At 48.0% G+C, this 24096-nt stretch carries 33 protein-coding genes, 2 tRNA genes and 5 pseudogenes; 1 reads left to right on the top strand and 39 read right to left on the bottom strand.

The window, feature by feature from the left end; all coding sequences use genetic code 11:
- Positions 1 to 3: 3 nt before the first annotated feature.
- The 12 genes and pseudogenes from FFT88_RS03245 to FFT88_RS25500 all read right to left on the bottom strand — a co-directional run bounded on the left by FFT88_RS03245 (position 4) and on the right by FFT88_RS25500 (position 8386).
- The gene (locus tag FFT88_RS03245; RefSeq protein WP_000260557.1) at positions 4 to 228 is read right to left on the bottom strand and encodes a hypothetical protein; all 225 of its coding nucleotides are present in this window, start codon (positions 226 to 228) and stop codon (positions 4 to 6) included.
- Positions 219 to 1349: pseudogene (locus FFT88_RS03240) on the bottom strand (terminase gpA endonuclease subunit); the annotation flags it as partial. The pseudogene FFT88_RS03240 and the gene FFT88_RS03245, both read right to left, overlap by 10 nt.
- A gap of 220 nt (positions 1350 to 1569) precedes the next feature.
- Positions 1570 to 2052, bottom strand: a complete 483-nt coding sequence (locus FFT88_RS03235; RefSeq protein WP_135404138.1) for a DUF1441 family protein — start codon at positions 2050 to 2052, stop codon at positions 1570 to 1572.
- A gap of 212 nt (positions 2053 to 2264) precedes the next feature.
- A complete protein-coding gene (locus FFT88_RS03230) occupies positions 2265 to 4106 on the bottom strand; it encodes a ClpP-like prohead protease/major capsid protein fusion protein (RefSeq protein WP_135404137.1) in 1842 nt (613 codons plus the stop codon).
- 5 nt (positions 4107 to 4111) lie between these two features.
- Positions 4112 to 4315: a hypothetical protein gene (locus FFT88_RS03225; protein WP_001003170.1), complete on the bottom strand. Its 204-nt coding sequence runs from the start codon at positions 4313 to 4315 to the stop codon at positions 4112 to 4114.
- Positions 4316 to 4723: 408 nt separating this feature from the next.
- On the bottom strand, positions 4724 to 5146 hold the full coding sequence (locus FFT88_RS03220; protein WP_135404136.1) for a single-stranded DNA-binding protein: 423 nt from the start codon (positions 5144 to 5146) through the stop codon (positions 4724 to 4726).
- The gene (locus FFT88_RS03215) at positions 5143 to 5400 is read right to left on the bottom strand and encodes a hypothetical protein (RefSeq protein WP_135404135.1); all 258 of its coding nucleotides are present in this window, start codon (positions 5398 to 5400) and stop codon (positions 5143 to 5145) included. Before FFT88_RS03215 ends, FFT88_RS03220 begins: the two co-directional genes overlap by 4 nt.
- Positions 5401 to 5689: 289 nt before the next feature.
- Positions 5690 to 7438, bottom strand: coding sequence for a DUF5906 domain-containing protein (locus FFT88_RS03210; RefSeq protein WP_135404134.1), 1749 nt, complete (start codon positions 7436 to 7438; stop codon positions 5690 to 5692).
- Positions 7435 to 7734, bottom strand: a complete 300-nt coding sequence (locus FFT88_RS03205; RefSeq protein WP_048222894.1) for a DUF4222 domain-containing protein — start codon at positions 7732 to 7734, stop codon at positions 7435 to 7437. Before FFT88_RS03205 ends, FFT88_RS03210 begins: the two co-directional genes overlap by 4 nt.
- A 5-nt stretch (positions 7735 to 7739) precedes the next feature.
- The gene (locus FFT88_RS03200) at positions 7740 to 7967 is read right to left on the bottom strand and encodes a hypothetical protein (protein WP_048222897.1); all 228 of its coding nucleotides are present in this window, start codon (positions 7965 to 7967) and stop codon (positions 7740 to 7742) included.
- A complete protein-coding gene (locus FFT88_RS03195) occupies positions 7960 to 8190 on the bottom strand; it encodes a hypothetical protein (RefSeq protein WP_135404133.1) in 231 nt (76 codons plus the stop codon). Before FFT88_RS03195 ends, FFT88_RS03200 begins: the two co-directional genes overlap by 8 nt.
- Complete coding sequence (locus FFT88_RS25500) at positions 8180 to 8386, bottom strand: host cell division inhibitor Icd-like protein (protein ID WP_240731053.1); 207 nt, start codon at positions 8384 to 8386, stop codon at positions 8180 to 8182. The genes FFT88_RS03195 and FFT88_RS25500 overlap by 11 nt, the downstream gene beginning before the upstream one ends.
- A gap of 199 nt (positions 8387 to 8585) precedes the next feature.
- Here FFT88_RS25500 and FFT88_RS25495 point away from each other — a divergent pair, with 199 nt between their 5' ends.
- Positions 8586 to 8765 carry a YlcI/YnfO family protein gene (locus FFT88_RS25495; protein WP_000201462.1) on the top strand — a complete coding sequence of 60 codons (180 nt, stop codon included), beginning with the start codon at positions 8586 to 8588 and terminating at the stop codon, positions 8763 to 8765.
- A 324-nt stretch (positions 8766 to 9089) separates the two neighbouring features.
- Here the strand turns inward: FFT88_RS25495 and FFT88_RS03185 are convergent, their stop codons facing one another.
- The 27 genes and pseudogenes from FFT88_RS03185 to FFT88_RS03045 all read right to left on the bottom strand — a co-directional run.
- A complete protein-coding gene (locus FFT88_RS03185) occupies positions 9090 to 9671 on the bottom strand; it encodes a BRO family protein (protein ID WP_135404132.1) in 582 nt (193 codons plus the stop codon).
- Between the two features lie 59 nt (positions 9672 to 9730).
- Complete coding sequence (locus tag FFT88_RS03180) at positions 9731 to 9934, bottom strand: hypothetical protein (RefSeq protein WP_001095276.1); 204 nt, start codon at positions 9932 to 9934, stop codon at positions 9731 to 9733.
- 12 nt (positions 9935 to 9946) lie between these two features.
- Entirely contained in the window at positions 9947 to 11185 is a 1239-nt protein-coding gene (locus tag FFT88_RS03175) for an integrase arm-type DNA-binding domain-containing protein (RefSeq protein WP_135404131.1), read from the bottom strand.
- A gap of 164 nt (positions 11186 to 11349) precedes the next feature.
- A pseudogene (locus FFT88_RS03170) lies at positions 11350 to 12342 on the bottom strand (phage terminase large subunit family protein); the annotation flags it as partial.
- Positions 12342 to 12842, bottom strand: coding sequence for a DUF1441 family protein (locus FFT88_RS03165; protein WP_135404130.1), 501 nt, complete (start codon positions 12840 to 12842; stop codon positions 12342 to 12344). The gene FFT88_RS03165 and the pseudogene FFT88_RS03170, both read right to left, overlap by 1 nt.
- Positions 12843 to 13442: 600 nt before the next feature.
- Positions 13443 to 13706 (bottom strand): hypothetical protein, encoded by a 264-nt coding sequence (locus FFT88_RS03160; protein ID WP_062887078.1) that lies wholly within the window; start codon positions 13704 to 13706, stop codon positions 13443 to 13445.
- A 254-nt stretch (positions 13707 to 13960) separates the two neighbouring features.
- Positions 13961 to 14074 carry a hypothetical protein gene (locus tag FFT88_RS03155; protein WP_001305859.1) on the bottom strand — a complete coding sequence of 38 codons (114 nt, stop codon included), beginning with the start codon at positions 14072 to 14074 and terminating at the stop codon, positions 13961 to 13963.
- 130 nt (positions 14075 to 14204) lie between these two features.
- Positions 14205 to 14486 carry a hypothetical protein gene (locus FFT88_RS03150; protein WP_135404129.1) on the bottom strand — a complete coding sequence of 94 codons (282 nt, stop codon included), beginning with the start codon at positions 14484 to 14486 and terminating at the stop codon, positions 14205 to 14207.
- Between the two features lie 67 nt (positions 14487 to 14553).
- A complete protein-coding gene (locus tag FFT88_RS03145; protein WP_135404128.1) occupies positions 14554 to 15099 on the bottom strand; it encodes a glycosyl hydrolase 108 family protein in 546 nt (181 codons plus the stop codon).
- The gene (locus FFT88_RS03140) at positions 15074 to 15391 is read right to left on the bottom strand and encodes a phage holin family protein (protein ID WP_167851599.1); all 318 of its coding nucleotides are present in this window, start codon (positions 15389 to 15391) and stop codon (positions 15074 to 15076) included. The genes FFT88_RS03145 and FFT88_RS03140 overlap by 26 nt, the downstream gene beginning before the upstream one ends.
- Positions 15378 to 15764, bottom strand: a complete 387-nt coding sequence (locus FFT88_RS03135) for a putative holin (RefSeq protein WP_135404126.1) — start codon at positions 15762 to 15764, stop codon at positions 15378 to 15380. Before FFT88_RS03135 ends, FFT88_RS03140 begins: the two co-directional genes overlap by 14 nt.
- A gap of 755 nt (positions 15765 to 16519) precedes the next feature.
- A tRNA-Gly gene (locus FFT88_RS03125) sits at positions 16520 to 16594 on the bottom strand.
- 3 nt (positions 16595 to 16597) lie between these two features.
- Positions 16598 to 16673, bottom strand: a tRNA-Thr gene (locus tag FFT88_RS03120).
- Between the two features lie 294 nt (positions 16674 to 16967).
- Entirely contained in the window at positions 16968 to 17468 is a 501-nt protein-coding gene (locus tag FFT88_RS03115; protein WP_135404125.1) for a hypothetical protein, read from the bottom strand.
- Complete coding sequence (locus tag FFT88_RS03110; protein WP_000090267.1) at positions 17450 to 17830, bottom strand: antiterminator Q family protein; 381 nt, start codon at positions 17828 to 17830, stop codon at positions 17450 to 17452. Before FFT88_RS03110 ends, FFT88_RS03115 begins: the two co-directional genes overlap by 19 nt.
- Positions 17820 to 18191 carry a RusA family crossover junction endodeoxyribonuclease gene (locus FFT88_RS03105; RefSeq protein ID WP_135404124.1) on the bottom strand — a complete coding sequence of 124 codons (372 nt, stop codon included), beginning with the start codon at positions 18189 to 18191 and terminating at the stop codon, positions 17820 to 17822. The genes FFT88_RS03110 and FFT88_RS03105 overlap by 11 nt, the downstream gene beginning before the upstream one ends.
- A 12-nt stretch (positions 18192 to 18203) precedes the next feature.
- A complete protein-coding gene (locus FFT88_RS03100) occupies positions 18204 to 19253 on the bottom strand; it encodes a DUF968 domain-containing protein (protein ID WP_135404123.1) in 1050 nt (349 codons plus the stop codon).
- 1 nt (position 19254) lies between these two features.
- A complete protein-coding gene (locus tag FFT88_RS03095) occupies positions 19255 to 19533 on the bottom strand; it encodes a hypothetical protein (protein ID WP_135404122.1) in 279 nt (92 codons plus the stop codon).
- A 39-nt stretch (positions 19534 to 19572) separates the two neighbouring features.
- A pseudogene (locus FFT88_RS03090) lies at positions 19573 to 19861 on the bottom strand (hypothetical protein).
- 247 nt (positions 19862 to 20108) lie between these two features.
- Entirely contained in the window at positions 20109 to 20189 is an 81-nt protein-coding gene (locus FFT88_RS03085; RefSeq protein WP_135404454.1) for a small toxic protein shoB, read from the bottom strand.
- 382 nt (positions 20190 to 20571) lie between these two features.
- Positions 20572 to 21111 (bottom strand): ORF6N domain-containing protein, encoded by a 540-nt coding sequence (locus tag FFT88_RS03080; RefSeq protein ID WP_135404120.1) that lies wholly within the window; start codon positions 21109 to 21111, stop codon positions 20572 to 20574.
- 802 nt (positions 21112 to 21913) lie between these two features.
- Positions 21914 to 22228, bottom strand: a pseudogene (locus FFT88_RS25490) (hypothetical protein); the annotation flags it as partial.
- 1 nt (position 22229) lies between these two features.
- Positions 22230 to 22448, bottom strand: a complete 219-nt coding sequence (locus FFT88_RS03065) for a DUF4014 family protein (RefSeq protein ID WP_135404119.1) — start codon at positions 22446 to 22448, stop codon at positions 22230 to 22232.
- Positions 22449 to 22540: 92 nt separating this feature from the next.
- Positions 22541 to 22897 carry a hypothetical protein gene (locus tag FFT88_RS03060; RefSeq protein ID WP_135404453.1) on the bottom strand — a complete coding sequence of 119 codons (357 nt, stop codon included), beginning with the start codon at positions 22895 to 22897 and terminating at the stop codon, positions 22541 to 22543.
- A 57-nt stretch (positions 22898 to 22954) separates the two neighbouring features.
- Positions 22955 to 23350 (bottom strand): DUF977 family protein, encoded by a 396-nt coding sequence (locus FFT88_RS03055; RefSeq protein ID WP_135404118.1) that lies wholly within the window; start codon positions 23348 to 23350, stop codon positions 22955 to 22957.
- A gap of 29 nt (positions 23351 to 23379) precedes the next feature.
- Entirely contained in the window at positions 23380 to 23841 is a 462-nt protein-coding gene (locus tag FFT88_RS03050) for a replication protein P (protein WP_240731051.1), read from the bottom strand.
- Positions 23834 to 24096: pseudogene (locus FFT88_RS03045) on the bottom strand (hypothetical protein); the annotation flags it as partial. The gene FFT88_RS03050 and the pseudogene FFT88_RS03045, both read right to left, overlap by 8 nt.

Below are 24096 nucleotides of genomic sequence, written 5' to 3'. Positions count from 1 at the left end.
ACCTCAGGAGAAACGGGCGAGTTTGTACGGTTTCCTTGTGGGCTGGCAGGCCGCCGCCCAGCGTTTTTCCCAGTATTCAAGCTCCCTGCGCAATGCAACAGGATCATGGTTGGTGATCGCCCTGCCATTCACCCCGGTAAAAGACACACTTTTACCATCCAGGGAATCCCTGTATGCCTGACGCACGATAACCAGCATCTGGAAAATCTCATCTTTTTTCACAACCATCCTCCGTTTCGGGGTAGTGATAACCAGTTTCCGGATAACGCTTCCGGCGACGCTGCTTTTTGCCGCTCATCTCTTCCGGCAACGTTTTTCTTGTCCACTGTGCCGGAAGAACGTCTGTCTGCTGAAGCCCCCGCATCAGCATCCTGCCCCCTTGCCCACTGGGGAGGATTGCTCCAGTCACGGATTTTTTCATAGCCACGCAGAATGGCGACAGCATGGGCATAGCAAAAAAGGTCAAACGCTTCGTTATTCCCTTTTCCCGGCTTGCGCCATTTCCCGTCAGCACCGCGTTCCTCATAGGTCAACTCTTCATAAAACCACTCCCCGAGCCAGTCAGGAAAATGAATGTAGCCCGGTCCGGGCATTTCACGTTGCAGGTTATTGCTTAGTTGATCTTTCAGCAGGTCTGTCTGCAGGAGATATACCGGCACCTTTCCCTGAGCATCAGCACGACGATCGCTTCGCCCGGTATTATCCGGGTGTGTGATGGTGATAATTTTCTGGCGTTTCGTGCTGTCTCCCTTTACCAGAAAAACCCGTCGCCCCAGTCCATCCTGACGACATTTTCGCCAGAATTTATAGGCGTTATCCGTCACCCCGTCCTCACCACCACTGTCCACCGCCATTGCCAGTACAGGCATTCTGCGGGCCGGATCGGACTGGAGCGGATACGTTTTCTCCAGTACATCGGTGACCAGCAACTGCCAGTCTTCAGGATAAGCCCCGGGATGCACAGGTAATGCTTCGCCATTTTCATCGCAGCGCAATGACTGTCGGATGTTATAACGGTCCACCAGCCAGCGTTCGCCGTCCTCGCCATAGCCAATAATCTGCACCACAAACCGTCGGTTCTTCCCGCCCTGCACGTCCACAGCCGCAATAAGAAAACGTACTTTCGGCGGTACCAGGCGCTTACCGTAGTCCTCGGCCCGCTGCATCAGAACATCCGCACTACGCAGCTCCATTGCGGAACGAGGCAAATAAGGTAATCCCCAGTCGGTGTTAATCACCGCCTTCAGTGTTTCCTCACTGCCTGTGGCTTCATATTCCTGCTCAGCAGTCAGTAGTTTGTAAACCAGTTGCGCCCAGGTCTGATACGCAGCAGCCGGCCCTTCCATCCAGGAAGAAGTAAATAAAAGGTAACTAAATGATTATAAAATACTATTTTGCTATGGCCCCATCTACATAGTCCAAGATTTAGTACCTGTTTAAGTGATAAAAAAGAAAAAAAGGCGGCAATACTAATTAAAAGCTAAATATGTCGCTATAAATGAATTTTGATATCGCAATACCATCACGATAATGGTTCTTTCCCGTAGCCGTTTCTTTCCAGCAGTTCACTCATCTTGTACATGCAGGCCAGCCATTATCTGAATCGCTTTCTGCAATTTTTCTCGCCATTTCATCACGTAGATCATCAATAATGCGTTGCACTCGTATGACTGCGGAAGGCTGGAGAGCGCAATCGCGCTCAAGAATATCCGGCAACGTTTCCAGCACCATGACTACGGCTTTAGCCAGAGATGAATATTCACGGGCCACCTCTTCGACAGGGAGTAATTCACGTGAAGCTGCTTCAAATTTCAGCCTTTCATTTTCTGACTGATACCAGGCTTTCCGATCCTGTGGTGACATTTCACCATTTTCTTTCATTGATGGGGTCAGTAGTGCCTGAAGTGCCGGACCGAGTTCATACAGTTTAAGATTCTCACCATTCCCGCCAACAAGCTCCAGCTCACGCAAACGGCGTGAAACAAGATTTCGATTCATGCCTACCAGGTCTGCCAGTTGTGAGACATTAACCTGCATTTTGCTCAGTTCCACTTTACCACCTCACTGCACGGTCGCTTTTTCAACAAAACAAATCAATAATGTTAAAAATCAAAGCATTAAACTTATGCTGCTGCACGCATAAAATATCAAAAATCTCTCGATTTATGCGCGTCCGCATCCCCTCGGTGTTCCATTTTTCAGGAAGGACCCATAAAAAAAGCGGCCCGAAGGCCGCAAAAAAACATAACATGCCTGATTATCTGTTAACCACCTGATGACTTAACCATCCCGCGCCAGTCCAGAGGAGAAACTCCGGCATCAATGCGCACTTTGAAAGTTACGCCGTCAACCGTAAAGCCCTGCTGCTGTTCCAGGTACGGGGTATCAATACCATCGAGATAAGCGACTTCAATTGTATCACTTCCCTGACCCGCAAGCAGATACCAGGATTTCACGCTGTCGGCATCAAGTCGCGCCTCTGTGATTACTGTCAGTGCATCATTGTATGGGTTAAACACACCGCTGTTCTGCGCGTCTGGTAGCGACGTAGAACGAATAAGCTGGGTTGCTCTGTCTTCCAGTTCTACCGGAACTAACAGGAAACGAGGCGGAATATTCAGTACAGCACCAGCATTATTTTTTTGCATACGCATAGCTTTACGGGCTGCACTCAGGCCTGGAATATCAAGTTCGCTGTTAATCAGATTGCTGTGTTTCGCATCAAAGAGCGGGTTTTTATCGCCCATCTTCTGATTGGCCACGAGAACGGCATAAACCAGATCCCCGACTGTGCGGCTTGCTGCTGCCCCCATTTGCTGGGGGATTGAAGTCAGTGCGCTCATGTCGTCATTGATGATTGCCTGGCGATCTATGCTGAACAGTTCGCCATAAGTTGCCAGTGCAATTGGCTCGCTGCGATCGGACGTGGACGCGTATTTATATTCGCTGCCTGGCAAAACTTTTCGCAGAGATTTAAAACCATCCATACCAACACGATGGGCAACCTTAAAATCTGTCAGAGTGCCTTTTTTCGTCCAGGCGTGGAACGTCTCCGGCGAATCTTCCCAGCCTTTCAGTAATGATTTATGCGCCACGTCCGCAAGAATGCCGCCAAAATCACTACTGCTGTGAGTAAACGCCATTCCAACCATGCCCAGCGGATTACCTGGAATGCCGCTTACCCCACGATCCACCAGAGAAGCGCGCGCCAGTTCCCGCAATGAATAACCGTTATAGCGGTTATCTTTTTCCACATCCGCCAGTCCACTGCGTGCCATAAGCGCCGCTTTTACTGAATCCCCAACAATATTACCGTTACCTGCATACATGTTCATTGCTCCTGGTCCTGCGCACGGCGTTGTCTCTTCCGCCAGTTTTTCTAAGTGTTTTTTACGTGCTTCTTCGGCAGTGATGGAACCGCTGATAAATTCTTCAACAATTCCTGGCAACCACTCATACGAAGAATTCTTCCAGTAAGCAAACAAAACGTCGGCTTCTTTTTTTCGCTTCTCTCTTTCGTTTGCTGATCCCGTGTCGCCTTTCTTCATCGATGCGATGATGCTTTCCGGCGTTCTGGTAAATTTCTCTACCAGTGATCCGCAACCAGGGGCCATGGCTAATGCCTGTCCCTCTGCCGGATAAATTTCATCAATAAATCCTTTTTCTTTCGCTTCCTCAGCCGTCAGCCATGTTTCAGCATCCATCATGGCTTTGATTTCTGATTCCGGTAATCCGGTTTTGGCAACGTAGGTATCAAGCATTGCCTTGCCGATTTTTTCCATCATGTCGGCTTTTTTGCGGAGATCTTCCGATTCACCAACAAAAACGCCCCACGGGTTATGGATCATCCACCAGCCGTTATCAGCCATCACGACACGCCGGGCACCGAGCGCAACAATGGTAGCCATTGATGCGGCGATACCGTCGATTCTTGCGACCGTGTGGCCTTTGTACGTTCTCAGGGCGTTAAACATCGCCATGCCGTCAGTTACATTTCCGCCACCGCTGTTTATGGCAACCGTAACCGGGCCTTTTGCAGCCATAAGTGAATCGCGGAACTGTCTTGCGGTTACGCCTTCGATTGGCTCATACAATGAAATTTCCATCAACCTTACCCCTCATGAGGCAAATCTTTTTTGTCTGCCTTAATTCCCAGGCTTTGACGCAACAATGAACGGGCAAGCCAGCCGACTGTTGGCGTGGGAAGATCCATTCCCGTTTCTGCATTTTTCTTGCGAATATCTTCGCGCAAACGGTACAGGGCAAGCGCCGTTTCATTGTCGAGATAAACCGATACAGCTTTCTTTTCGTTCACGTAACACCTCGTTTCAGACTGATATTTGAAGTGTGCAGTGTTGATCAAAATGCAATGATGATCAATTGCATTGCAAAATATGCAATATTCATTTTTGTGTGCCAGTGATAAGCATCACCAATCCCAATCACATTTGACATAGGCAGCTCCATTTGGCAGGTGAAAAACAAATTTGTTTATATATTTCAATTAATTGCAAACTGGTCTGATGACAGGGGGAGAAAAAAGATTGTACAGGTGAAAACAGAAATAATTTTTAATTATCAATTAATTATCACACATGCTGCCGCCACCATGAAAATGCAAAAACCAGCCGTTTTCTGCGCGTCCGCATCCCCTCGGTGTTCCATTTTTCAGGAAGGACCCATAAAAAAACCGGGAAAAATCCCGGCTTCTGTCACTCGTTGCTTAAAACGGTATGTTATCCCCGTACGGATCATCATTTCCCGCCTGTTGTTTTGCCCTGTTCAGTGCGTCAGTAGCCTGGCCCTGCTGGCCTTTTTTGCCGCCCGGTCGCGCCGTTCGCGCACTGATTACGCTGTCTGCGATAACCTGCCAGCCCTGCCGCGTTTCGCCGTTCTGGCCTGTCCACTGGCTTACCTGCATGTTACCCGCCACGCTCACCAGTTCGCCTTTGCGGTGTTTTGCCAGTGCGTCGGCCTGTCTGCAAAACGCCAGGACGGATAACCACATTGTCGCCGTTCCGTCATCGGCCTGGCTGCACGGCAGGGGAACAGCCATACTCGCCATCGCCATTTGTGTTCCCTTGCTGGTGGTCTTTAACTGCGGGTCAGCCACCAGCCGCCCGTAAGCCGCTATCTGTGCTGTCATGCTGTCTGTTCTCCGGTTTTAACGTTGATAGTTGTCACCTGTTCCGCTTCCGCAATCTCCCGTTCTGTCAGCGTGGCAAAGTTTGCCGCCGCTGTGTTCATGAATGCGCTTATCAGTTCGGGATGCGCTTTCGCGTATCCTTCTCCCGCGTTGCGGTCGATGATTTTTATCGCCACCCTCAGCCAGTGCTCTGTAAGGTCAATGGCGCGGTTATGTGATTTCTTCTGATTGTTAAATTTTTCTGATGTGTGCATTTTTATTTTTACCCCCTCGTTTAAAAAGTTTTAGGCCTACCCCCACCTTGTCTACTCTGTCTACCTGATAGATGCTCAGGCCAGTAATGACGCGGGTTTAATGGATGTAGACAGTAAAAAACCACTATCTACCTGATGTCTACTCATCCCTCCGGCTGGCTACAAAAACAGGTAGACAGTGTAGATAGCTTGTAGACAGTAAAAAAAAGCTGTCTACCTAAATTAATACACTGAATTAAAACAACTTTTATGTAATCAGGTAGACAAGGTAGACAGCAATTGCCAAAAATTATAAAAACGCGTCGCAATCGTCGGTTGTTATTGCGTTAGTCTGCGTCACCCCATTAATTTTTCGCGTAATATATTCATGTCCGTAAGCTTTTGCGGCTGGCTTCATGGCCTTGCCAAAGTCATTTACGTTTAGTGGTTTGGTTCTGCCTGCGTATGCCATAAACGCCAGATAGACGCGGTAAAGGCTGTTTCTGGTCGTGTACTTCACGGAATCGCCACCGCCGCCCATCATCAGGCCGCGTGCTTCCTCCAGAAAATTCAGGAACTGGCAAAACTCAATAACCGGATCCGTTTGCTGCTTTATCGCCAGTGCTTCATCACCGTCACGCTGTTCCAGTAGTAAAGCCCGCGCCTTTTCAGGGTCTGCAAAGTTCGCCAGTAATCGGCGGATAATGACGGGGATTTCAGCCGCAATCTTTTCCGGTAGTTCCCTGTCTTTTTCGGCCTCGTTGACGATATTGTCGAAACGGAAAATCACGCGACGACGTGCCACGCCTCCGGCCCGTTCGGTGAATATCATCGGGTTATTATTGGTTGCCAGCACAACCGCCCTGATTACCGCTGTGAAACGCTTTTCATATTTCGGGTTAATTTCCACGGGGTCGCCGCCCGTGATTTTCTTGATGCCCGTGCCTTCGCCTGTATATTTCGGCTGGTCTGCCAGGACAATAAGCCGACTCCCGACAACCTGCGCACGCCCACCAGCATCATCAAGCGATGTCATCTCAGCGCTTACTGTGTTCTGTTTCCCTGCCAGAAGGCTGGCTATGTGCGTGAAAGTGCTCTTGCCGCTCCCGCCGTCTCCGGTGGCCTCAATAAACATCTGCCAGTCGTACCGGTTCGCCATAATCATGTATAGCGCGGCGCATATACGCATCATCTTGCCCGGATCTTTTCCGGCAGCGTGATCAAGCCATTTATGAAAGTTTGGCGCGTTGTCGCGGATATTCTCCCCTGGTACTGGCGGCGTGTATTCAATACCGTTGTGCGTGGTGATCCAGTTCTCCGGCGAGTGCGGGGAAAATTCCCCCGTTTTCAGGTCAAGCGCACCATTGGCGAACGGCAGCAAATCACCGGACGGCTCGCCCATTGGTTCGGCAATAACTTTTAACGCTTCAACGGCGTTACTGATTACGCGCTTGCTGAAAGTGGCCTTATGTTCTGAATAAATCGCCACCATTTCGCGACTCAGTTCCATTGTGCTGACCGGACACCATACCCCGCCGCGCCAGACGTGAACGATTTCACTTTCCGGATGCACACATACGCCATCAAACCGACCAGCAAGCATCTGTGCGCGCTCACTGTCTGCCATCTGTGCCAGTTGCGTATTTTTCTGCTCCGGCATGGTAAGCCCTGCGGCAATATTTTCACGCTCAGCATTCAAATAGCGCCGCCAGTTTTCACACTTCTGACCGTGCATTCCTTCAGGGTAAAAATTCGCATCCTGAATATCTGCCGCCGCCAGCTTCTGACCAATCTTTTTGGTCTCCACTAAATCCAGTTCTCCGGCCTGGTACAGCCTTACGCGTTTTTTTCCATCCGGAACAATTTTCAGCGCATCAAGTTCGGCAAGCTGATTTGGCCCAAGCCACACAGGCGGCACATTATCGCCGGATGCGGGACCGTCCTTCTCCTGCCACTGTTGCGCATGCGACCAGGCATCACTACCCGCGAAAATAATTACCTCTGTGTCTTTGTTTTTTATTCCGCGAGGCTGTTTTTTTACGTTCGGTGCCAGTTTCATTTTTTACCTCTGGATGCGCTGAGCATGCTTTTTATTTTCTTAATATTTTCCCGTGCTTTTTCCCTGCTGGTGGGCTTACCGCGTGTTGCGTTCTGTACCAGAGAAAAATCACGCCGGAACTGATAAACAGGCATCACGCAGTCATAGCCGTACCCATCACGGCGGTAAGTAACACACCGTCCCGCCACGCTTTTAATCGTTACAGTGCCGCCGTATTTATCTTTGAAAATATCGCCGGGGCGGATTTCAGGCCGAGAGAGGCCGCTGGCAGTAAAGCCAGAATTTTTCTGTTTCATGGTTTTTATTCTCCGGTGTGATGCGTTTTATTATTCTCGTGAATTGCCATCACCGTATTTAATTCGTTAATTACTGGCGTTAATAATGTGTGCACGGCAGAAAACATCATGGGATATGATTCATCGCCATTTTCCGGCACTTCCATTAACTTAAGTAATAATGCCTCCATTTCCTTTGCGCGGATTAATGCGTTTTCAGAATGAATAAGAACATCAAAAGGTATTTTATGCATCACACAGTTTCCCCCTGATTCTTTTAGTGTCCTCATTGAGGATGTCTGTAGCTTTTGTCAGTGAGTTTTTGGTAATTATTTTTATTGTTTTAAATTTTCTTTTGTCGTACTCCGACTGTGATTTCTTCTCCATGATCTCTACCATGCAATTTATATCCACAAGCGCATGTATCAGTACTTTCAATGCTTCGCCTGCTGCGTCCGGCGTGTTTTTATTGCACATGGTGCACCCCCTGGCGAATACGGGCGGCGAATACCATCACACAGCCATCAGGAGATTGCTGGCGTGCTTCCTGTTCGCTGGTGGCCTCAATGGTAATCACGCGCGGTTGTGCCGTGCTCAGGGCGATAAAACGCCAGATGTATTTATTCAGGTTGTGCGAGTCCCGCCCTTGCGGGTGTGTGGTATGATTTAACATAGCTACCTCGATACGCTTTCTATCGTTGGTGGTTAGAAGCCCGGTTAGTGTTAGCGCACTGCCGGGTTTCGTCGTTTCTGCACCTTGCATCAACAAGGTGTTGAACACCAATTTAAGCCCTGGTGTTAAACACGTCAAGTGTTGAACACTTATTTTTTTTCCTGCATACTGCATTTGTTTTTTGTAAGGGGTACACAACATGGCGACAAAAGCAGTAAACGCAAAATCACAAACAGTTGCGGCAAGGGTTCCGCATGAAGTTATGAACAATGTTGAGGCGGTAAAAATGCCTGGTGAAAGTACAGGGCAGTTTGTAACAGCAGCATTAAAGCGAGAAGTTGAATACCGCCAGCGTCGCAAGGCCAAAGAGCAGGAATAACCATCACCAGCGCCGTGGTGTAAGGTATTACGGCGCATTGCTATGCAGGACAACACAATGACCGATAAAGAATTGACCAAAACATTATCACCGGCACGGAAAAGACGGCGCAGAAAGATAGAGCATGAATCAGAAAGATTCGCGCCATGTGCTTTTGCCCTTGAGCAATTCCTTAAAGAGTACAGGGAAACGCGCTCATTGCAGGTATGGCAACGAACTGAACAAGACTGATTGCATTGCCCACCAGCCTGATAGCGGCTATCATCCCCGTGCTTATGTTTAGTGTTTTCCCATTGGCGACCGCCCCCGGTCGCCTTTGTTTTGTCACTGAATGCAGTTGTCAAAGTAAAACTCAGGCTGATATTCACGTATCAGCCTTTTTTCTTCTTCCTCCAGCTCACGCTTTTTGCGCTTACATGCCTGTAGCTCCCTCCCCTTCTCGCTGGCACTTATCTGATATTGCTCTTTACGGCGGGAAAAATCCTGTAATGCGCCCCACGGGATACCATAAGCCCCCGTTTTTCTGATACCCGGTATCACATTTCTGAATACCCAATTACTGAAACGATGGGCGAACGTGCCAGGAGTAACAGCTTTGCGACTTCTGGCGATCAGCTTGTAAAAACCAGATTCAGAAACGACGCTATGATTTGGATTTCCGCGAATACCGTAGCTTAAAGCGACGGTATTCTTCTCATCCACATCCAGAGCTTTTAGAGCATCGCGTGAGTTGCTTATTTCCAGAGCTTCACAAACATCCTTTGCAACAAACCACGGATCGCCATTCAGATACACCACGCGAACATCCACGCCATCAAAGCGCAGAACGATTAGATCACGAATATTGCAGAAATTTTTCACTGGACGAGCGTCACCCTTGCCCGTCACGGCAATATTTTTATTCATCGTTTTTTTACCTCACATACAAAAAACCCCGCATTGTGTGCGGGGTATGAAAGATATTATTAGTGGGGATTGGCCTGTTCTCGTTGTTTATCTAACCATGCCTCTACATCTCTACGGTGCCAGGTATGCCGCCGCCCAATTCTGAACGGTTGAGGAAAACCATTGCTTTCATCTTTCCAGAAATTAATGAATGCGCTCATTGCCCCATAGCGCAAAATTTTCATTACGTCTTTAGTAAATAAAATATCTTCATTGGTATTCATTTGCTGAACTCCTCAACCATTTACTATTCTCAAACCTTTCTTACCACAGGATCTATTAATTACCCCTTTTCTCGCCTCATCAAAAAAATCGCCTACCCATTGCATCATAATTTTGCGTTGTTCTAAATAAGTAGTTCTATTATAAATATCTCTTATTTTATCACCACTTTTATGTGCTAATGCAGCCTCAATTACATCGGGGTTAAATCCTTCCTCATTTAAAAGCGTACTCCACATCGAACGAAAACCATGTAACGTTACAATCCCTTTGAACTTACTGGAGGTAATCGCAGTATTTATAGTTTTCCTCCCCATAGGCGCGTCTTTGGTTCTGGATGAATAGAATACATAACGCCCTCTTTTTATTTCCTGCATTGTTCTCAGGATGCTAATGGCCTGTGATGACAGGGGCACAACATGTTCACGATGGCATTTCATTTTATGCTCAGGAATAACCCACAGACCAGCATCAAAATCTATCTCTGACCACTCTGCCTGGATCGCCTCTCCCGGCCTGACCATGGTCAATACCTGGAATAAAAGTGCATTATGCGCTATTTGGTAGTTATGAGGCACACTATCCCACCAACTCAGAAATTCAGGTAATCTTTCTATAGGTAACGCAGCCAATGATTTATTTTTCTTTCCAGCGAATGCAGTCTTTATTTTAAGCAATGGATTTATTTTTAACGCACCACAATTTACGGCATAATTCATAATTTCATTTAATCTTGATATTAATTTTTTTTGCAACGCATTTTTATCAGATACTGCATCCAGTATCTTAATTGCTAATGGCGCTGTAATCTTATCTATACTATATTTACCAAAGAAAGGAACAAGATATTTATATACTTCATATTCGATGTTATTTAACGTAGGCTTCCGCAATTCTGCTCCCTTTTTAAAGGCAACCCATGCATTAGCAACAGATTCAAATGTCTGTAGATTTTTTAGTGCCATCTCAATTTTACGATTTTTCTTCTCTGTCACTGGATCAACTCCACGTGCAATCATTCGCCGAAGTTCATCACGTACTTCCCGTGCTTCCGCGAGTGAGAATTCAGGAAAACGCCCTATCGTGTATGTCTGCCGTTTCTTCGTTATCGGATGGCTATAACGAAAACGCCACACTTTCCCACCAGCTTTACTCACATTCAGCAATAAACCGAACCCATCATAAACAGCATAGTCCTTTTCACGTGGTTTCATCCCCTTAACTTCAGTCACGGTTAATGGCTTTACCGACATCTGTCGCCCTCATTTTTTAGTCCGTCATGTAGTCCATTCAAGTCGATAACAAGCGATAAACTAACTCATTATCAAGTAAAGAGAGGAAACTCAAAAAATCACAACTCATTGAAAAGACTATAAAACGACACCAGAACATAAAAACAGGTAAGAAATGTACCCTACATCCAGAAGCTGGCTATCCTTGAATGACGTGGCGTTCCGGTAACATTCCCTTCTCTGTCAATCTGCTCACCTTCACGCAACCAGACACCGCGACCATTCAGTTCACGTTTCATATCTGCAGTGATTTGACTGCCACAATGCGGACACAATATATGAGCCGCTTCACTGGCTTTTACAGGATCAGGATTGTCACGATATCCCGTCATAGCCTCCATCGATGGCTGGAAATAATCACCACAATCCGGACAAGGCCAGTACCAGCGACGACGATCGCCACGGTTATACAGAGAAAGGATCCCCGTGGTGGGCGGGGCTTCATGCGGTGACGTTCTGCGCCACTTGCTGTTTGTGATTTCACGCCCGGGAGAACTCTCCACCAGCGTCATACCAGCTGACATAAATGTTGTGGTACGTTTTGAAGCCAGGGAGAAACCATCACCTTCGCCATCGATATCTTCAGGAAATCGGTCGTAATCAGTCAGCGCCACACATTTAAAATCAGAGGATGACATGACATTGATGGAAGGCCAGCCGATTTTCAGAAAGCTGCCCGACAGAAAATATTTGTCATGAACGTTGTTATCGTTACGGCGTGGGCTGAGGCGTTTTCTGACCTCCGGGCTGCAACGAAATGTTCTTGCCAGGCGCTTTTTGGAGTGCTCCTGCGCCTTATCCTGCGTCATCTGCACCAGCAAAAAGTCAGACGGATCGCAGACAATGTTATAAACCACCCAGCCATCAATCAGGCCGTTAGTCTTGCCCGTACGGGCAGGACCAACAAAAACAACCGCATCAAACTCACGGGACGACAGGCAGTTCATGGGTTCAATCACATACGGTGCAACCATCGGATCCCACGGAACAGAGTTGCCACCAGATGTAGGGACTCGCATAAATTTTTGTACCGCTTCGGCAACAGGCATTCTGCGCGGCGCTTTAATTAACTGGCCTGTATCCAGTTTCAACGATCTGGCGGTCGCCTGCACAGGCATTATTCGTCCTCCTGATTTTCCTCCTCTGCATCTTCCTGTTTGCTGTCATCTGCCACCCGTCGTGCAATTTCGTCACGCAGATCATCAATAATGCTTTGCACCCGCATGACAGCCGAAGGCTCAAGAGCACAATCGCGTTCAAGAATATCGGGGAGAGTTTCCAGAACCTGCACCATAGCCTTTGCCATTTCAGCAAATTCACGAGCGACATCAGACGCAGGGATCAGTTCTCCGACCTCCTGTTCGAATTTCAGGCGTTCACGTTCTGACTGATACCAGGCTTTTCGGTCATGGGGATCCATCTCCCCTTCAGCGACAGGCGGTGGCAATTTCATTAGCTCTGCCAGAATATCGGTAAGTTTATACAGCTTGAGATTACTTTCATGTCCACCCGCTGTTCGGACATTTTTGATTCTTGATGCGACAGTCTGTCGGTGCACACCAGACAGCGCAGCCAACTGGCTGACATTAAGAACAAGGTGTTTCAGTTCCTTATCCACTTACCCTCCAGTGATGAACAAAAAACGAGCACTTTCGACACCAACTTTTTTTTAACCTTTCATTATCAATAAATTACAGTGGTGGTGATGAACGATGAAAATGCAAAAATTTGGCGATTTCTGCGTGTCCGCATCCCCTCGGTGTTCCAAAATTCAGGAAGGACCCGTGAAAATGGGAATGATTCGCATATCCATACATCGTTAACATGACGTGCATCACAGAAGCCCTACGCATTCACATAGATGTAAATAAAATTATTGTATTCAACAGAGAATCAGCTTAGGTTGAGCGCCTGGCACTTTTTCGCCACCGGCAGATCTTTAACGGATTCTCCCTGGCCGGTTTTTATTCCTGTGTTGCATTATCGCAGCCCCTCACTGAAGGGCTGCTGTAATGCCTGTTACTCACGAATCAATCGAGCATGTTGACCGCTCATTTCGATACGTGAGTATTTCGCATTACCATTAACATATGCAACAATCACTTTCTCACCTGTAGTTTTCCACATAATTACTCCAAAAATTCCAACCTCCTGAAGAGGAGTTTTATTATTGACAATAAAAAAACCCGCCGAAGCGGGTTTGATTTGAATTCATTATTTAATCAAGTTGAATAATATCGTTCAGCACTGGATTCATAATAGGTCCTTCAATATTCCCTCCATTAATACGAATAGGAATCGGCATTTCAATATGAATTGGCACATCCATACGCCCATTTACAGGATGGACGAATACAAGGTGAAGTTTTCGTCCTTCTGCCCCTATGAATCGTCCAATCTGCATACCATACAGGCCAAACATCTTACCTACAGCGGGCCCCGTACCTTGAGTATCATTAAGATAGTCAGCAATACTTTTCATATTTTCTCCAATTGTTGCGTACGCATGGAGAAATTATCATCAGAACCATGCTAACTCATTGATAATGATCATTTATTTCAAAACAACGTCGAACACCATCAATCAACTGGCAAACCTGAGAAGCAGCGTCCAAAAACTGGCGCGCCTTATCCAGACTGACGCATCCCACCAAGAAAAAAGGCACCAGTATCGCTACCAGTGCCCATTTCGCCGCCGTTCGCGGCATTCTGTGTGTCCAGTGTTTTCGGCTCATGTCACCACCAACGCACAGCCCAAATCAGAACAGCGACCGCCACAAGGCGAATTGCAAAGGCCGCAGCCCTTGTCAAATCAAGGCTCGCGGGAGTTTCCACTTCTATACCTTTCATAATGGACAACCTCAAAAAGAATCTTTTATACTTCCCCACGAGGATTTTCTCCGTACTCACTGATCACAATTTCCTCTTTGACGTGAAAACCAAAAACCCCGGACTGTTCCAGCAGCCGGGGTTTTACTTTTTATTTACTGGTATGGGTTCGGCATCTGGCTATTTCATTCCTGGCTTTACTGTCACCGCGACAGATACAACGCACCGTGTCTCCAGTCAGCGTGGTAATGTAAGCCTCATCCTCTTTTTCTACCGGAATACATGGAATACCCCCGCCCCGGCAATACTCAATTTTTGCTGCAAGATGAGTGTCACGCGGATAGAACTCCAGACGATACATATCCCCCAGGACATGCACTTCCTCAACCTGGCGACCATCTTCAGTTACCGTAATTTTTTTCAGTGCGTACATACGTACCTCCGTTCTTTCGTTTTTTGAGCAATAAAAAAGGCCGCCGCAGCGACCTTTTCCGATAAATTTACAAACCAACGCGCTCTTTCATCCAGCCGTACACAAACGACTCGTTGGCTTCCCGTTTCTCTGCCAGCTCCAGATAGCGGTCACCCTGCGTACAGTTCAGGGCGGTCAGCATTACCAGCTCTCCATCCCTGCCGCGATTTTTCAGATATGCCCGTAACGCATTAACAGTTCGTGGGCCGATACGTCCGTCTGCATCCATATCCGGATACAGTTTCCCGCGCAGGTTGAAAGCGTTCAGCCAGCGTTGAAGCATTCTGGACGCCACGGCTGGTCCCATGTTCACGCCCGTGTCGCACAGCTCTGCAGCAATATCCGGTGACAGGTTCGCAATCTGGTCGAATCGTGGGCCATACCAGTAATCCGCCTCGAGTATTTCCAGCGCCTGCCCGCGCGTCAGGTCACGCATATCGCCCTGATATCCGTGCGCACGGGCGACTTTTTCCGTAATGCCCCATTTGGTCGGCCCACCTTTATCATCCGGATGGTTGACGTAGCCGCCCTCTTTACCCAGAACGGCATCAAAAATCTCGTCTTTTGTCATGATATTTTCCTGTTAATTTTTTCCTGCTGTTTACCAGTCGGGATATATTTCCCCCGGCACCCCATACAGTCACCAGCAGTGCGATATTGATAACGGTTTCGGGTATGCTCGGATGACGATAGACCCCGGTCAGAATCAAGATGGTTACCGAGCCGCAGGCAACCATCAGCAACCAGGCGCAAAAAGAGGACTTCCAGCAGTAATTTGCGCCACTTCGTTGATAAGCCAGAAGGACGAGAACAATCAGGGCGCAGGTGAACGCATTCAGCGTAAGAATAAAATTACTTACCCCCATCGCCTCCTCTCCCTTTAGGCCAGAACCGACCAAATAATGATGACGGCTCATTCCCCAACAGCATTAGCAAGCGGACCGATACCGCAGACGCCACCAGCGCACCAACCGAACGACTGGCTGAAATGCTTTCCGGTGTCAGCAAAGTGATAACCGAAGACGAGAACGGTGCGGCGACAATTCCCGCCATCAGTGACGCGATAAAAAGCAGCAATTTTCCCCAGACCGGGTATTCGCGCGCCGACATAACAAAAATAATGGAACCTGCAAAAGCCCCGATTAATACGCCTGGCTCAATCCAGTCGAACAGGCCGACAACGGTTACCCCGCCAACAGCCAGCCCGGCCTGTGTCGTGCCGGATACTGGTTCTGCCATAACATCTCCTGTAAATAAAAAAGGGCCACCAGCGGCCCGTAAAAAACACCCCGTCAAAAGCACCGGCATCCGCAGATGCCCTTTGCGTGGCGTTATTTGATGCGCGCCAGATGTGGCGCAAAGAAATGAAATAAAGCTTATCTGAAATTAAGGTTAATCTGAGGATTTAAACTATTTTTAAAGCTTAGTAATATTAACTCGTCCCCAGAAGGGGGCCAATACTTATTCTTCTTCACGGACTTTGTCCCGCGGCGTTAATCCGACAGCCGCGCTTTTTTTTGCGCCATATTCATCGCTGACTTACATGGCATTGCCACACGGACATTATCAGTGTCCGTGCATTCTTTTTTTCCGGATTGATAATAAAAAAACCGCCCAGTGGAGGCGGTTGGTCAATGTAATGGATGTATCATTTTTGTTGTAATGTATTCGAGGTGTCGGGTGCCTCCCGAAATATCCATCCCTACAACAGATATTGTGATTCCCCGCTAAACCACTATATAAACCACCCTCGCACTGAGGAACACCTCTGCGGTGCTGTTTACAACACCAGAATGATGCATCACCGACCCTGCCAGGAAATACAAAATCTCCACCGATAATGCACCATTCTGCTGCCGTAAAAAATCAGCACTGAGGCTACACCCGGCCTCAAATCATAGCCAGAGAACAGAATGCTTTTTCAAAACAACCTGCTCCCACGTAATAAAAAAAATACGCCAGTGCCGCAATACAATAAGGCTTGTTTCAAATGCTGGAGCGGGTAGCGGGAATCGAACCCGCATCATCAGCTTGGAAGGCTGAGGTAATAGCCATTATACGATACCCGCATATGGTGCCGACTACCAGAATCGAACTGGTGACCTACTGATTACAAGTCAGTTGCTCTACCTACTGAGCTAAGTCGGCATTGGTTCCTCAAGAGAAATAAAAATGACCGCGCTTACATCCCCTTCGGAACCGATGACAGATATTAATAATGCCGGTTCTTTTTTCAATAGAAAGCCATGTCAATATTCGTAAATATACGTATGCATTTTTATTATTTCTAAATTTTAAAAAAACAACATACACATTTAACGTACTGCACCATTTTTCAGACACAAAAAAACCCGCTTGGCGGCGGGTTTAAGCTGTGTGGCGAAGTAACCACTCTTAACAGGATATCCGGATTTTTACGATCGTAAACATCTTTGTGTTACATTAGTATTCTCCGTCCACACATATAGGCAAATTCGTATATCCCGGTTTATGCGCCATATTCAGCGGCGCACAAGTCGGTACATTTTTTTTCTGCTGAAACGCTGTCTTCTCTCGCCGGTCTGGTTGGCTATTTTTTATACTTGATGTATTTTTGCTCGCCTTATTTATTTTTTTCTTTTGAATAGCTGGTTTTGGATCTTCGCCCTGTTTTATGTCTTTGCCCTTGCACACTCCAAAATAATCAACATATCCTTCCGAGCAAACTTCCTGCTTACTTGCTCTGTTATCCCTGTAATAGTGATGATGCTGCGAACGATGAGATGATCTTTTATGTCTCCGTTTTGCGTCCGCAAAAGAAGAAAAAAGCAAACACATCACCAATGTTAAGAGTAATGATTTTTTGAACATATCCATCCTGTTTACTGTATTACCAAAAACTTTTGCTATTCTCTCCATTGCGCCGCTGTAAAAAATGACATAAATCAAACCGACACAGCCCAATCCATCTCCAGTGAGACATTCAGCATCATCAACATACCATCAATTACCCCTTCTGCTTTTTGTAGACGTTTACCAATACACGTATCAGAACACCCGTGTTTACGTGCCAGCGCCATAAACGTCATTCCCCCAACGTAATAATCCACCAGTAGATCATGCTGATCTTTGTTATTCTTATTCAGCCGGGCCATGCACCCACAAATGATCATTGCGTCATCGTCGGAACATTGGGGACGTGATTTCACCTTCGACGGTATTAACCCTTTAAAACCTGCAGCAATAGATGACCATGTAACATCCTCGTGGTTATTTGCCACCCATGCCCCCCATCGCTCCAGAACCATCTGAATATCACGCGCCATCGTTATTACCTCTGATTTCGTAAATCTTCACGCCCAGTCGCCCACCTGGAACGAGCTGACCGCGCACAATATTAATTTCATCAAACTGCTCGTCGTCGATAAGCAGTCCTGCATGTGTCAGTGCATCCAGTGGTGCCTTCAGGATATTGTCCAGGTCGCGGCGGCGCTTATCCGGTGGCTCTGCAATAATCCTGATTGCCAATCTACCGGACAGATTTAATTTCAGTCGCTGCTGGCGAACAATAAGCGCCACATCCCGGCGATAACGCTCACCGGCTTTTGATACAAAATATGTGCTGCCACGACGTCGCCAATAGGTGTTCACCGTCGGCGGGTAAGGCAAAACAAACTCTATACGCATCAGTAACCTCTTTTACCCAAGCACGCCGGTTGCAAAGGCGTGATCAAGAAAACGGAAAATTAAATCAATCTGGGAACCATGCTTTTCTTCAAATGCCAGCGGATCAGCATGAAGTTCGTTGTGATGCTCCCGGCACAGCGGTAGCGTGAAAATATCGTGGGCTTTTGTCCCTATTCCGCCCTGACCGTGGCCTATCAGGTGGTGGGGATCGTCGGCTGGCTTACCACAACACGCACACGGCTGCGCCTTAACCCAGCGCGTGTACTTTTCATTAACCCAGCGGCGACGTTTTGGTCGCTTCATGAAAGATTCCGGAGACTCCGGATCAACAGCGATGCTTACCACCGTCTTTTCCTGTGGCAGGCTCTGTTGCTGGTGGACGTGAGGCGGTAACGCAATATTTTTTGTGCGCTGCTTCAGTATGCTGGTGGCTCTCTGCTCTCCCGGTACGATGTCGCTTTCGCGATATACGGAACGGATTTTTTCCACTGGTAATCTCAGCGAACGACGTATTACTGCCTCCGGTAATGCGTCCGCTACCTGATTGCAGACCGCCCACCAGGATAATTCAGCCAGCGATAATTCCCGCTCCCGCGGGCCGTTCATTGCGTGACGGGTGACGTCAATCATCCAGGCTGCCAGGTTTTGTTGAGCCAGATGTTCCAGTGATTCGGAGGTCTGGTCGCGCAACTGGTTGTCGCAGTGCCAGCACAACACCATCGCGCCAGCACCGTAACGGTGAATGACGGTTTCACTGTGATGATAATCGCCGTGTGGCCACTGGCAGGATTTAACATGCCGCAGTAACCAGTCAGACAGTGCACCAGCACCGCCAGCAGCACGAATCACCCGTTCGTCGCTGAAAAATGGCAGTAACGATTTATCTTCCGCCAGCGGCTGGCGAACGGCGGGAACGACTCCGGACGGCAGACCGCGCATGCTTTTCGGTTCAGGCTCCACCAGCACTCGAGGGTTATGAAATACTTGCATGGATTCACGGCCCGGCCTAAGGACCACCAGCCCAAGTTCCGGTACCGGAACAGGTCGAAGCAATACCCGCACGTTACCTCCAGATGCGTTGCTGGAATGTGCGGGACGGACGCGGTGGGCGCTCGGAGTACGGCAGTCTGACGTAGATTATCCAGTGACGATAATCGAGACTGAGGGCTTTCTTAAACTCATACCCACGTCTGCGGTAGTTATGAATCAGCCATTCGGCCTGTTCTTCAGTGCAGGGATCGTGCTGATACCAGTCATATTTGAATGCGTGAGAGCGCCGCCCGTGCCTGCTGGCAAAGACGGCTGAATTATCAGAATTGTGTGGTCTGGAATTTTGCGCCATCGGCTTTCTCCGGTGGCACAGTGTTACTCAACAGGGGGTTCAGCCCTGTGCTGAATTGTAGCTGAATTCACACATCCTCAAAAGCAGAAAAGCCAGCTTTAAGCCCGGCCTCTTTCAGCCCCCGTAATGATGTGACAAATTCATCTTCACGCAAAATAAAACCGTCCGTCATAAGCCCGTCCACAAAATGAATTAACACAGCTCCACTCTTCCTTTGTTGAGACTGTAAACATTTAATGCGGCAGTAACTGACAATAGATCCATTCTCAACGCGCACGGCATAGAGGCCATTTTCACTAAAAATTTCACGCAATTCTTCGATTTTCATCTTCAGAATCCTTCCAGATAAATAGCTCTCCCCTTCTCAGGGTCCATCCCTCTTATCCCTGCGCGCTACTTAAGTGAATCGATTCTAGTCAGGTATACCCGCTTATCAACAAACGAAGGTCGGTTTAATGGCTGAATCGGCTAAAACTTGATCTGTTAAAGCAAAAAATGCTGAGCGGATAATCTCCGGATATGTTAAAGGCGCGCCAGTCGGTAAACTGGACGCGCCTTAGTTACGTTTCCCGCTATTACAAGAACAACAGGATCAGCTGTAAAACAGCAATGATGATCTCGATTACCTGTTTAATCAGGTGTCGGGCGTCCATCATCCGTTTTCCTTACGTAAGGAAGTGGCAGAATTGACTGGCTCTGACATTTCCCCAAAGTCAATTCGTGCTTCTGTTGAGTGTTGCTTGCCATCTTCCAGGTTAGAGCCCTGACAGCACCACCTGTTTCACCGGGGAAAATCCGTTTCAGCACCTGTTCTGATAACAGTAACGTTCTCAACAAGTTGCATTTTACACAACTCGCGATATTAGGAAAAGCTAATAATTTCTTGAAATTTGCGGAGAATTAAGTAATCTTAACCCTGTTGAGTGTTGCCTGCCTGTACAAGCAACAAAACAGTGGTTATATGCGAATTCACACCACTTTTCGCGAAAACCATCAAAAAACCCCTGACCTAACCAGCAGGGGTTTTTTGTATCTGGTTTAAAGCTCCATTAATTTTCCGGCCAGTTCATCCCGTGGCATTACCAGCCATCCGCGCGATTTAAGCAAAGTCAGGGCTTCTTCAACCGTCACCAGCTGACCAGGCGCATAACTTCGGATGAAGGCGGTCTTATCGTCACGGATTGCCAGGTGAAAATCGATATTCATTTTACCCGTAGCGCGCTCTTTCTCGTACTGGTTGAAGTAGCTGTCTTCCAGTTTTTCGAACACTTCCCACGCCTGATCGGTTTCCAGCATTTTTGCGTGGCGGGCTGCTCCGCGTTCTGTCCAGAGTATAAGCGAGCGGGTTTTGGGCGAAATTTGTAACTGACTTACTGTCAGTCGCAAATTTTTAAGCTCCTCGCCCATAACCTTAAAAAAATGTTTACCTTCAATAAAACGCACAGAGTTGCGCTTATGATTTTGCTGGATACTGTTTACATCCGCGCCATAGAGGTGCGCCAATAGTTCTGTGGTAATAACTGGGATCTGATTATGGGTAATCGGGGAAAGGTTTTCGACAGAAATTTGAGTCGTCATGATAACGCCCTCTGGTTGATGAATTTAACTATCACCACCGTCAGGTTCCAATCATTGGGTGGTGAGACGTACAGGGTTGGAACTACCGGATCAACCAACCGGCGAGCCTTTCGGCTCCCCCATACGCCCCACCATAATTCAGATGTGTGTGCTTACGACAATAAAAAACACGCTCGCGGCGTGTATCTGTCGCGGTTGAATATCCGGGGTTCCAATCCCGGCGCCAGATTTTGCTGACGCGTCGGAAATATAGCCCCGGATTAGTAATTACGTCAACCCCAGCGGCAAATCGAATACACCACCAGCGCCACCGCCATCGCAATTCCTACCGTTGTGAATGCCTCAGGCCAGCTCACTTATCCCCCTCCTCATGACCTCCCCGCTCCCACGGGATGACCAGATCAACATCCACCTTCGCAGCAGCTATTTCTTCCTGTGGAAGGGTGCCATAAAATTTACGAAGACTTTTCGACATTCTCTCGAAAAAATTAGCCATGTATAAAACACCATCCCCCGCATCCTCTCTGATGCACGAACTTGTATACGCCTTTAGCAAATCCAGAAACGATATACGTAATGCTCCAGCACACGTATCAAATAAATCCTCATCCTGCTCACCCTCAATGTAGGGAATTATCATATACGGCGGCACTGATACCCACACCTCAACATCATCAGCACAACTAACACTGATACTCGCAGAGAACGATTCAGGAACATCATCCTCCGGTTCAGAGCCAGTTAATGGCACGCACCATTCCTCACCAGTCCAGACGAATTCTTCCAGTAGCTCAACCCCATCGTTCGGTAACACTTGTGCTGGCGGCGCTGCATAAAGTGGTGTTATTTCTGCCCGAAAGTCACCCACTTCATGCAGTCGCACCCACCGTTCGGCTTCTGCTTTGCCAGAATACATAGCGGTGAACGTATTATATTCATGGTCAATTTGCGTGAAGGTTACCTTCCACGCCACCGGCTCTGCTTCCAGCGATGCCAGCGCGATACGAAACACATTGGCAAGCAGGCTGTTTGAAGATCGGTTATCGTGCGCTGAATCGCTCAAAAAGCCAGTGATGAAGGATTTAATCTCCGCGTTTTCTCTGGTTATAGTGGTCATGTCAGTTTTCCTTATACGGATTAATTTTATTGTGCAGTGTGTTGAACGGGGCCCATACAACGTCGTTATACAATTCAATAACTGGCTCAATTATTTTCCCGATTGCCCAGACAAAAATTAGCGGGGATATCGGTATCATTAACACAACAAACAGAATGAGAAACAGAAATTCTGTCGCTCTACTTTTTCGCGGATATTCTTTTCTGAATAATGTAGTCATTTCTTACCGCCCTTTCGGGCGGCCTCCTGATGTTCTGAGGGTGAAGAAATCCCTCCGGTTAAGGATTAAATTTTTAACAGTGTTAAATTTAATTATTCAGTTCTGGATTTTGTCGCCCTGCGTATCCGCGCTTTCGCGTTACGCTCAATCTGAATTAACTTTTCTATATTTTTCCGCCTTTCCTGCTCCTCCTGGCGCAATAGCCTTACATCATCTGCCAGTCTGGTTTCTTTTTTCGCCACAGAGAGCATCCAGTCAAACGGCTCCACAACTGCACCACAGATTTTGCAGCGGACCTGACGCTCTTTTTCGTCAACCCGGACAGAGGCGTGATGGCAATATGGTCTTTCCGATGGCTCATAAAGAAAATTAACCTGATTACGTGGGTCATCCTCTTTTACCGGAAATAAAACGATATTGCTTAACTCATCTTCTGGTTTTATTTCCATGCTCCTCTCCTTTGATGCGGATGCCAGCGGTAATTGAAGCCTGATAGCTAATTTCACTCACAGCATCACCTCCTGATAATTACCCTGATAGAACGCCAAAATCCGCTGCATAACCTCACTCTGCCGGCACTCACGGCAGATTATATTCAGGCGTCTGTCGTAGAGGCGTATCTCTCCGTCTGGTAACTTTCGAATCAGTGTCTGGTCAGTTGTTTTCTCCGGTGTCTTACGCCATTCACGATACGCCTGCTCCGATGCAAAAACACCGTATTCCCCGGACATGTATAAATCGCCACAAGCCAGCACATCCACAAGGCAGCGTCGGACCGAATGCCAGCCTGCCCCAGTCGCTCTCTCCAGCTGCGACATCGTCATGCGTCCATTTTTGCGTACCAACCCGATAATTCGTGCCTTCAGCTCTTCCCGCTGTTCGGGTGTAAAAACTTTTGCCACAAGTCCTCCTGAAAAATCACCTTCACAATTCATACAAAACCAGCTGCCTTCCGGCGTTCATACTCCCGTTTCAGCAACTCAATTGGTGTTGGCCCCGACGGGCGTTCTGGTGCTGCCAGTTGCCGCCGGACAGGCGGAACGCTGAGGCCATTACCAACATGCTTTGCCCATTTCGTCAGCTGCCGTTCTGCAAGCCGTTTTAACTCCCCTTCGGTCATCTGACGCTCAATCCCTTTTGCCCGCATCTCGAGGCAAATGTGATACAGCACGGGCTGGGACCACGGATATTTATCGCTTCCGTCGTATCGCCAGGACTCATTGCGCCAGCGGCGGTATTCCTCCATCACAGCATCCACCGTCAAACCGAATGGATTGGCCCCGCTTTCCGAAATCAGCGCCACAAACTCAGCCAGGTCCGGAGGCCATGTTTCACCCGCCCGGCAGCGGTCCATGCACTGTCGGCAGACCTGCCGGATTTGCTGCTCAGTCATCGCGCCAATCTGTGCAATCCAGAGCTTCGAAGGTGCGGCCCCGTTCTTCTGGGTCCAGCGGTTCGAATAAACCTCCCCCATGAGTTCCCACAGCTTCCACGCCGTTTCCGTCGCTGATAAATCCGTTTTCACGTTCCCACTGCTCACGTGCTGCCCGAATTTCCTGAACTGCCCGTGATGCGGTGCCACCTGGTGCTGCTGCATGGTTWCCCCCTTGCTGACTGGTTTAGCCCTGCGCCTGACGTGATTTACGTG

The sequence above is a fragment of the Escherichia sp. E4930 genome (assembly GCF_005845405.1).
In the GTDB taxonomy this organism is placed as follows: domain Bacteria; phylum Pseudomonadota; class Gammaproteobacteria; order Enterobacterales; family Enterobacteriaceae; genus Escherichia.
Note: the sequence above shows the minus strand (reverse complement) of the source record. Positions and strands in the feature narration are given on the sequence as shown.

What these genes read in the sequence shown, in the direction of transcription:
- FFT88_RS03245 (WP_000260557.1), bottom strand. Translation starts at nt 228, where the DNA reads ATGGTTGTGAAAAAAGATGAGATTTTCCAGATGCTGGTTATCGTGCGT.
- FFT88_RS03230 (WP_135404137.1), bottom strand. Translation starts at nt 4,106, where the DNA reads ATGGAAATTTCATTGTATGAGCCAATCGAAGGCGTAACCGCAAGACAG.
- FFT88_RS03220 (WP_135404136.1), bottom strand. Translation starts at nt 5,146, where the DNA reads ATGACAGCACAGATAGCGGCTTACGGGCGGCTGGTGGCTGACCCGCAG.
- FFT88_RS03215 (WP_135404135.1), bottom strand. Translation starts at nt 5,400, where the DNA reads ATGCACACATCAGAAAAATTTAACAATCAGAAGAAATCACATAACCGC.
- FFT88_RS03210 (WP_135404134.1), bottom strand. Translation starts at nt 7,438, where the DNA reads ATGAAACTGGCACCGAACGTAAAAAAACAGCCTCGCGGAATAAAAAAC.
- FFT88_RS03205 (WP_048222894.1), bottom strand. Translation starts at nt 7,734, where the DNA reads ATGAAACAGAAAAATTCTGGCTTTACTGCCAGCGGCCTCTCTCGGCCT.
- FFT88_RS03200 (WP_048222897.1), bottom strand. Translation starts at nt 7,967, where the DNA reads ATGCATAAAATACCTTTTGATGTTCTTATTCATTCTGAAAACGCATTA.
- FFT88_RS03195 (WP_135404133.1), bottom strand. Translation starts at nt 8,190, where the DNA reads ATGTGCAATAAAAACACGCCGGACGCAGCAGGCGAAGCATTGAAAGTA.
- FFT88_RS25500 (WP_240731053.1), bottom strand. Translation starts at nt 8,386, where the DNA reads ATGTTAAATCATACCACACACCCGCAAGGGCGGGACTCGCACAACCTG.
- FFT88_RS25495 (WP_000201462.1), top strand. Translation starts at nt 8,586, where the DNA reads ATGGCGACAAAAGCAGTAAACGCAAAATCACAAACAGTTGCGGCAAGG.
- FFT88_RS03185 (WP_135404132.1), bottom strand. Translation starts at nt 9,671, where the DNA reads ATGAATAAAAATATTGCCGTGACGGGCAAGGGTGACGCTCGTCCAGTG.
- FFT88_RS03180 (WP_001095276.1), bottom strand. Translation starts at nt 9,934, where the DNA reads ATGAATACCAATGAAGATATTTTATTTACTAAAGACGTAATGAAAATT.
- FFT88_RS03175 (WP_135404131.1), bottom strand. Translation starts at nt 11,185, where the DNA reads ATGTCGGTAAAGCCATTAACCGTGACTGAAGTTAAGGGGATGAAACCA.
- FFT88_RS03160 (WP_062887078.1), bottom strand. Translation starts at nt 13,706, where the DNA reads ATGAAAAGTATTGCTGACTATCTTAATGATACTCAAGGTACGGGGCCC.
- FFT88_RS03155 (WP_001305859.1), bottom strand. Translation starts at nt 14,074, where the DNA reads ATGAAAGGTATAGAAGTGGAAACTCCCGCGAGCCTTGATTTGACAAGG.
- FFT88_RS03150 (WP_135404129.1), bottom strand. Translation starts at nt 14,486, where the DNA reads ATGTACGCACTGAAAAAAATTACGGTAACTGAAGATGGTCGCCAGGTT.
- FFT88_RS03140 (WP_167851599.1), bottom strand. Translation starts at nt 15,391, where the DNA reads ATGGGGGTAAGTAATTTTATTCTTACGCTGAATGCGTTCACCTGCGCC.
- FFT88_RS03135 (WP_135404126.1), bottom strand. Translation starts at nt 15,764, where the DNA reads ATGGCAGAACCAGTATCCGGCACGACACAGGCCGGGCTGGCTGTTGGC.
- FFT88_RS03110 (WP_000090267.1), bottom strand. Translation starts at nt 17,830, where the DNA reads ATGGCGCGTGATATTCAGATGGTTCTGGAGCGATGGGGGGCATGGGTG.
- FFT88_RS03105 (WP_135404124.1), bottom strand. Translation starts at nt 18,191, where the DNA reads ATGCGTATAGAGTTTGTTTTGCCTTACCCGCCGACGGTGAACACCTAT.
- FFT88_RS03095 (WP_135404122.1), bottom strand. Translation starts at nt 19,533, where the DNA reads ATGGCGCAAAATTCCAGACCACACAATTCTGATAATTCAGCCGTCTTT.
- FFT88_RS03085 (WP_135404454.1), bottom strand. Translation starts at nt 20,189, where the DNA reads ATGATGGACGCCCGACACCTGATTAAACAGGTAATCGAGATCATCATT.
- FFT88_RS03080 (WP_135404120.1), bottom strand. Translation starts at nt 21,111, where the DNA reads ATGACGACTCAAATTTCTGTCGAAAACCTTTCCCCGATTACCCATAAT.
- FFT88_RS03065 (WP_135404119.1), bottom strand. Translation starts at nt 22,448, where the DNA reads ATGACTACATTATTCAGAAAAGAATATCCGCGAAAAAGTAGAGCGACA.
- FFT88_RS03060 (WP_135404453.1), bottom strand. Translation starts at nt 22,897, where the DNA reads ATGGAAATAAAACCAGAAGATGAGTTAAGCAATATCGTTTTATTTCCG.
- FFT88_RS03050 (WP_240731051.1), bottom strand. Translation starts at nt 23,841, where the DNA reads ATGACTGAGCAGCAAATCCGGCAGGTCTGCCGACAGTGCATGGACCGC.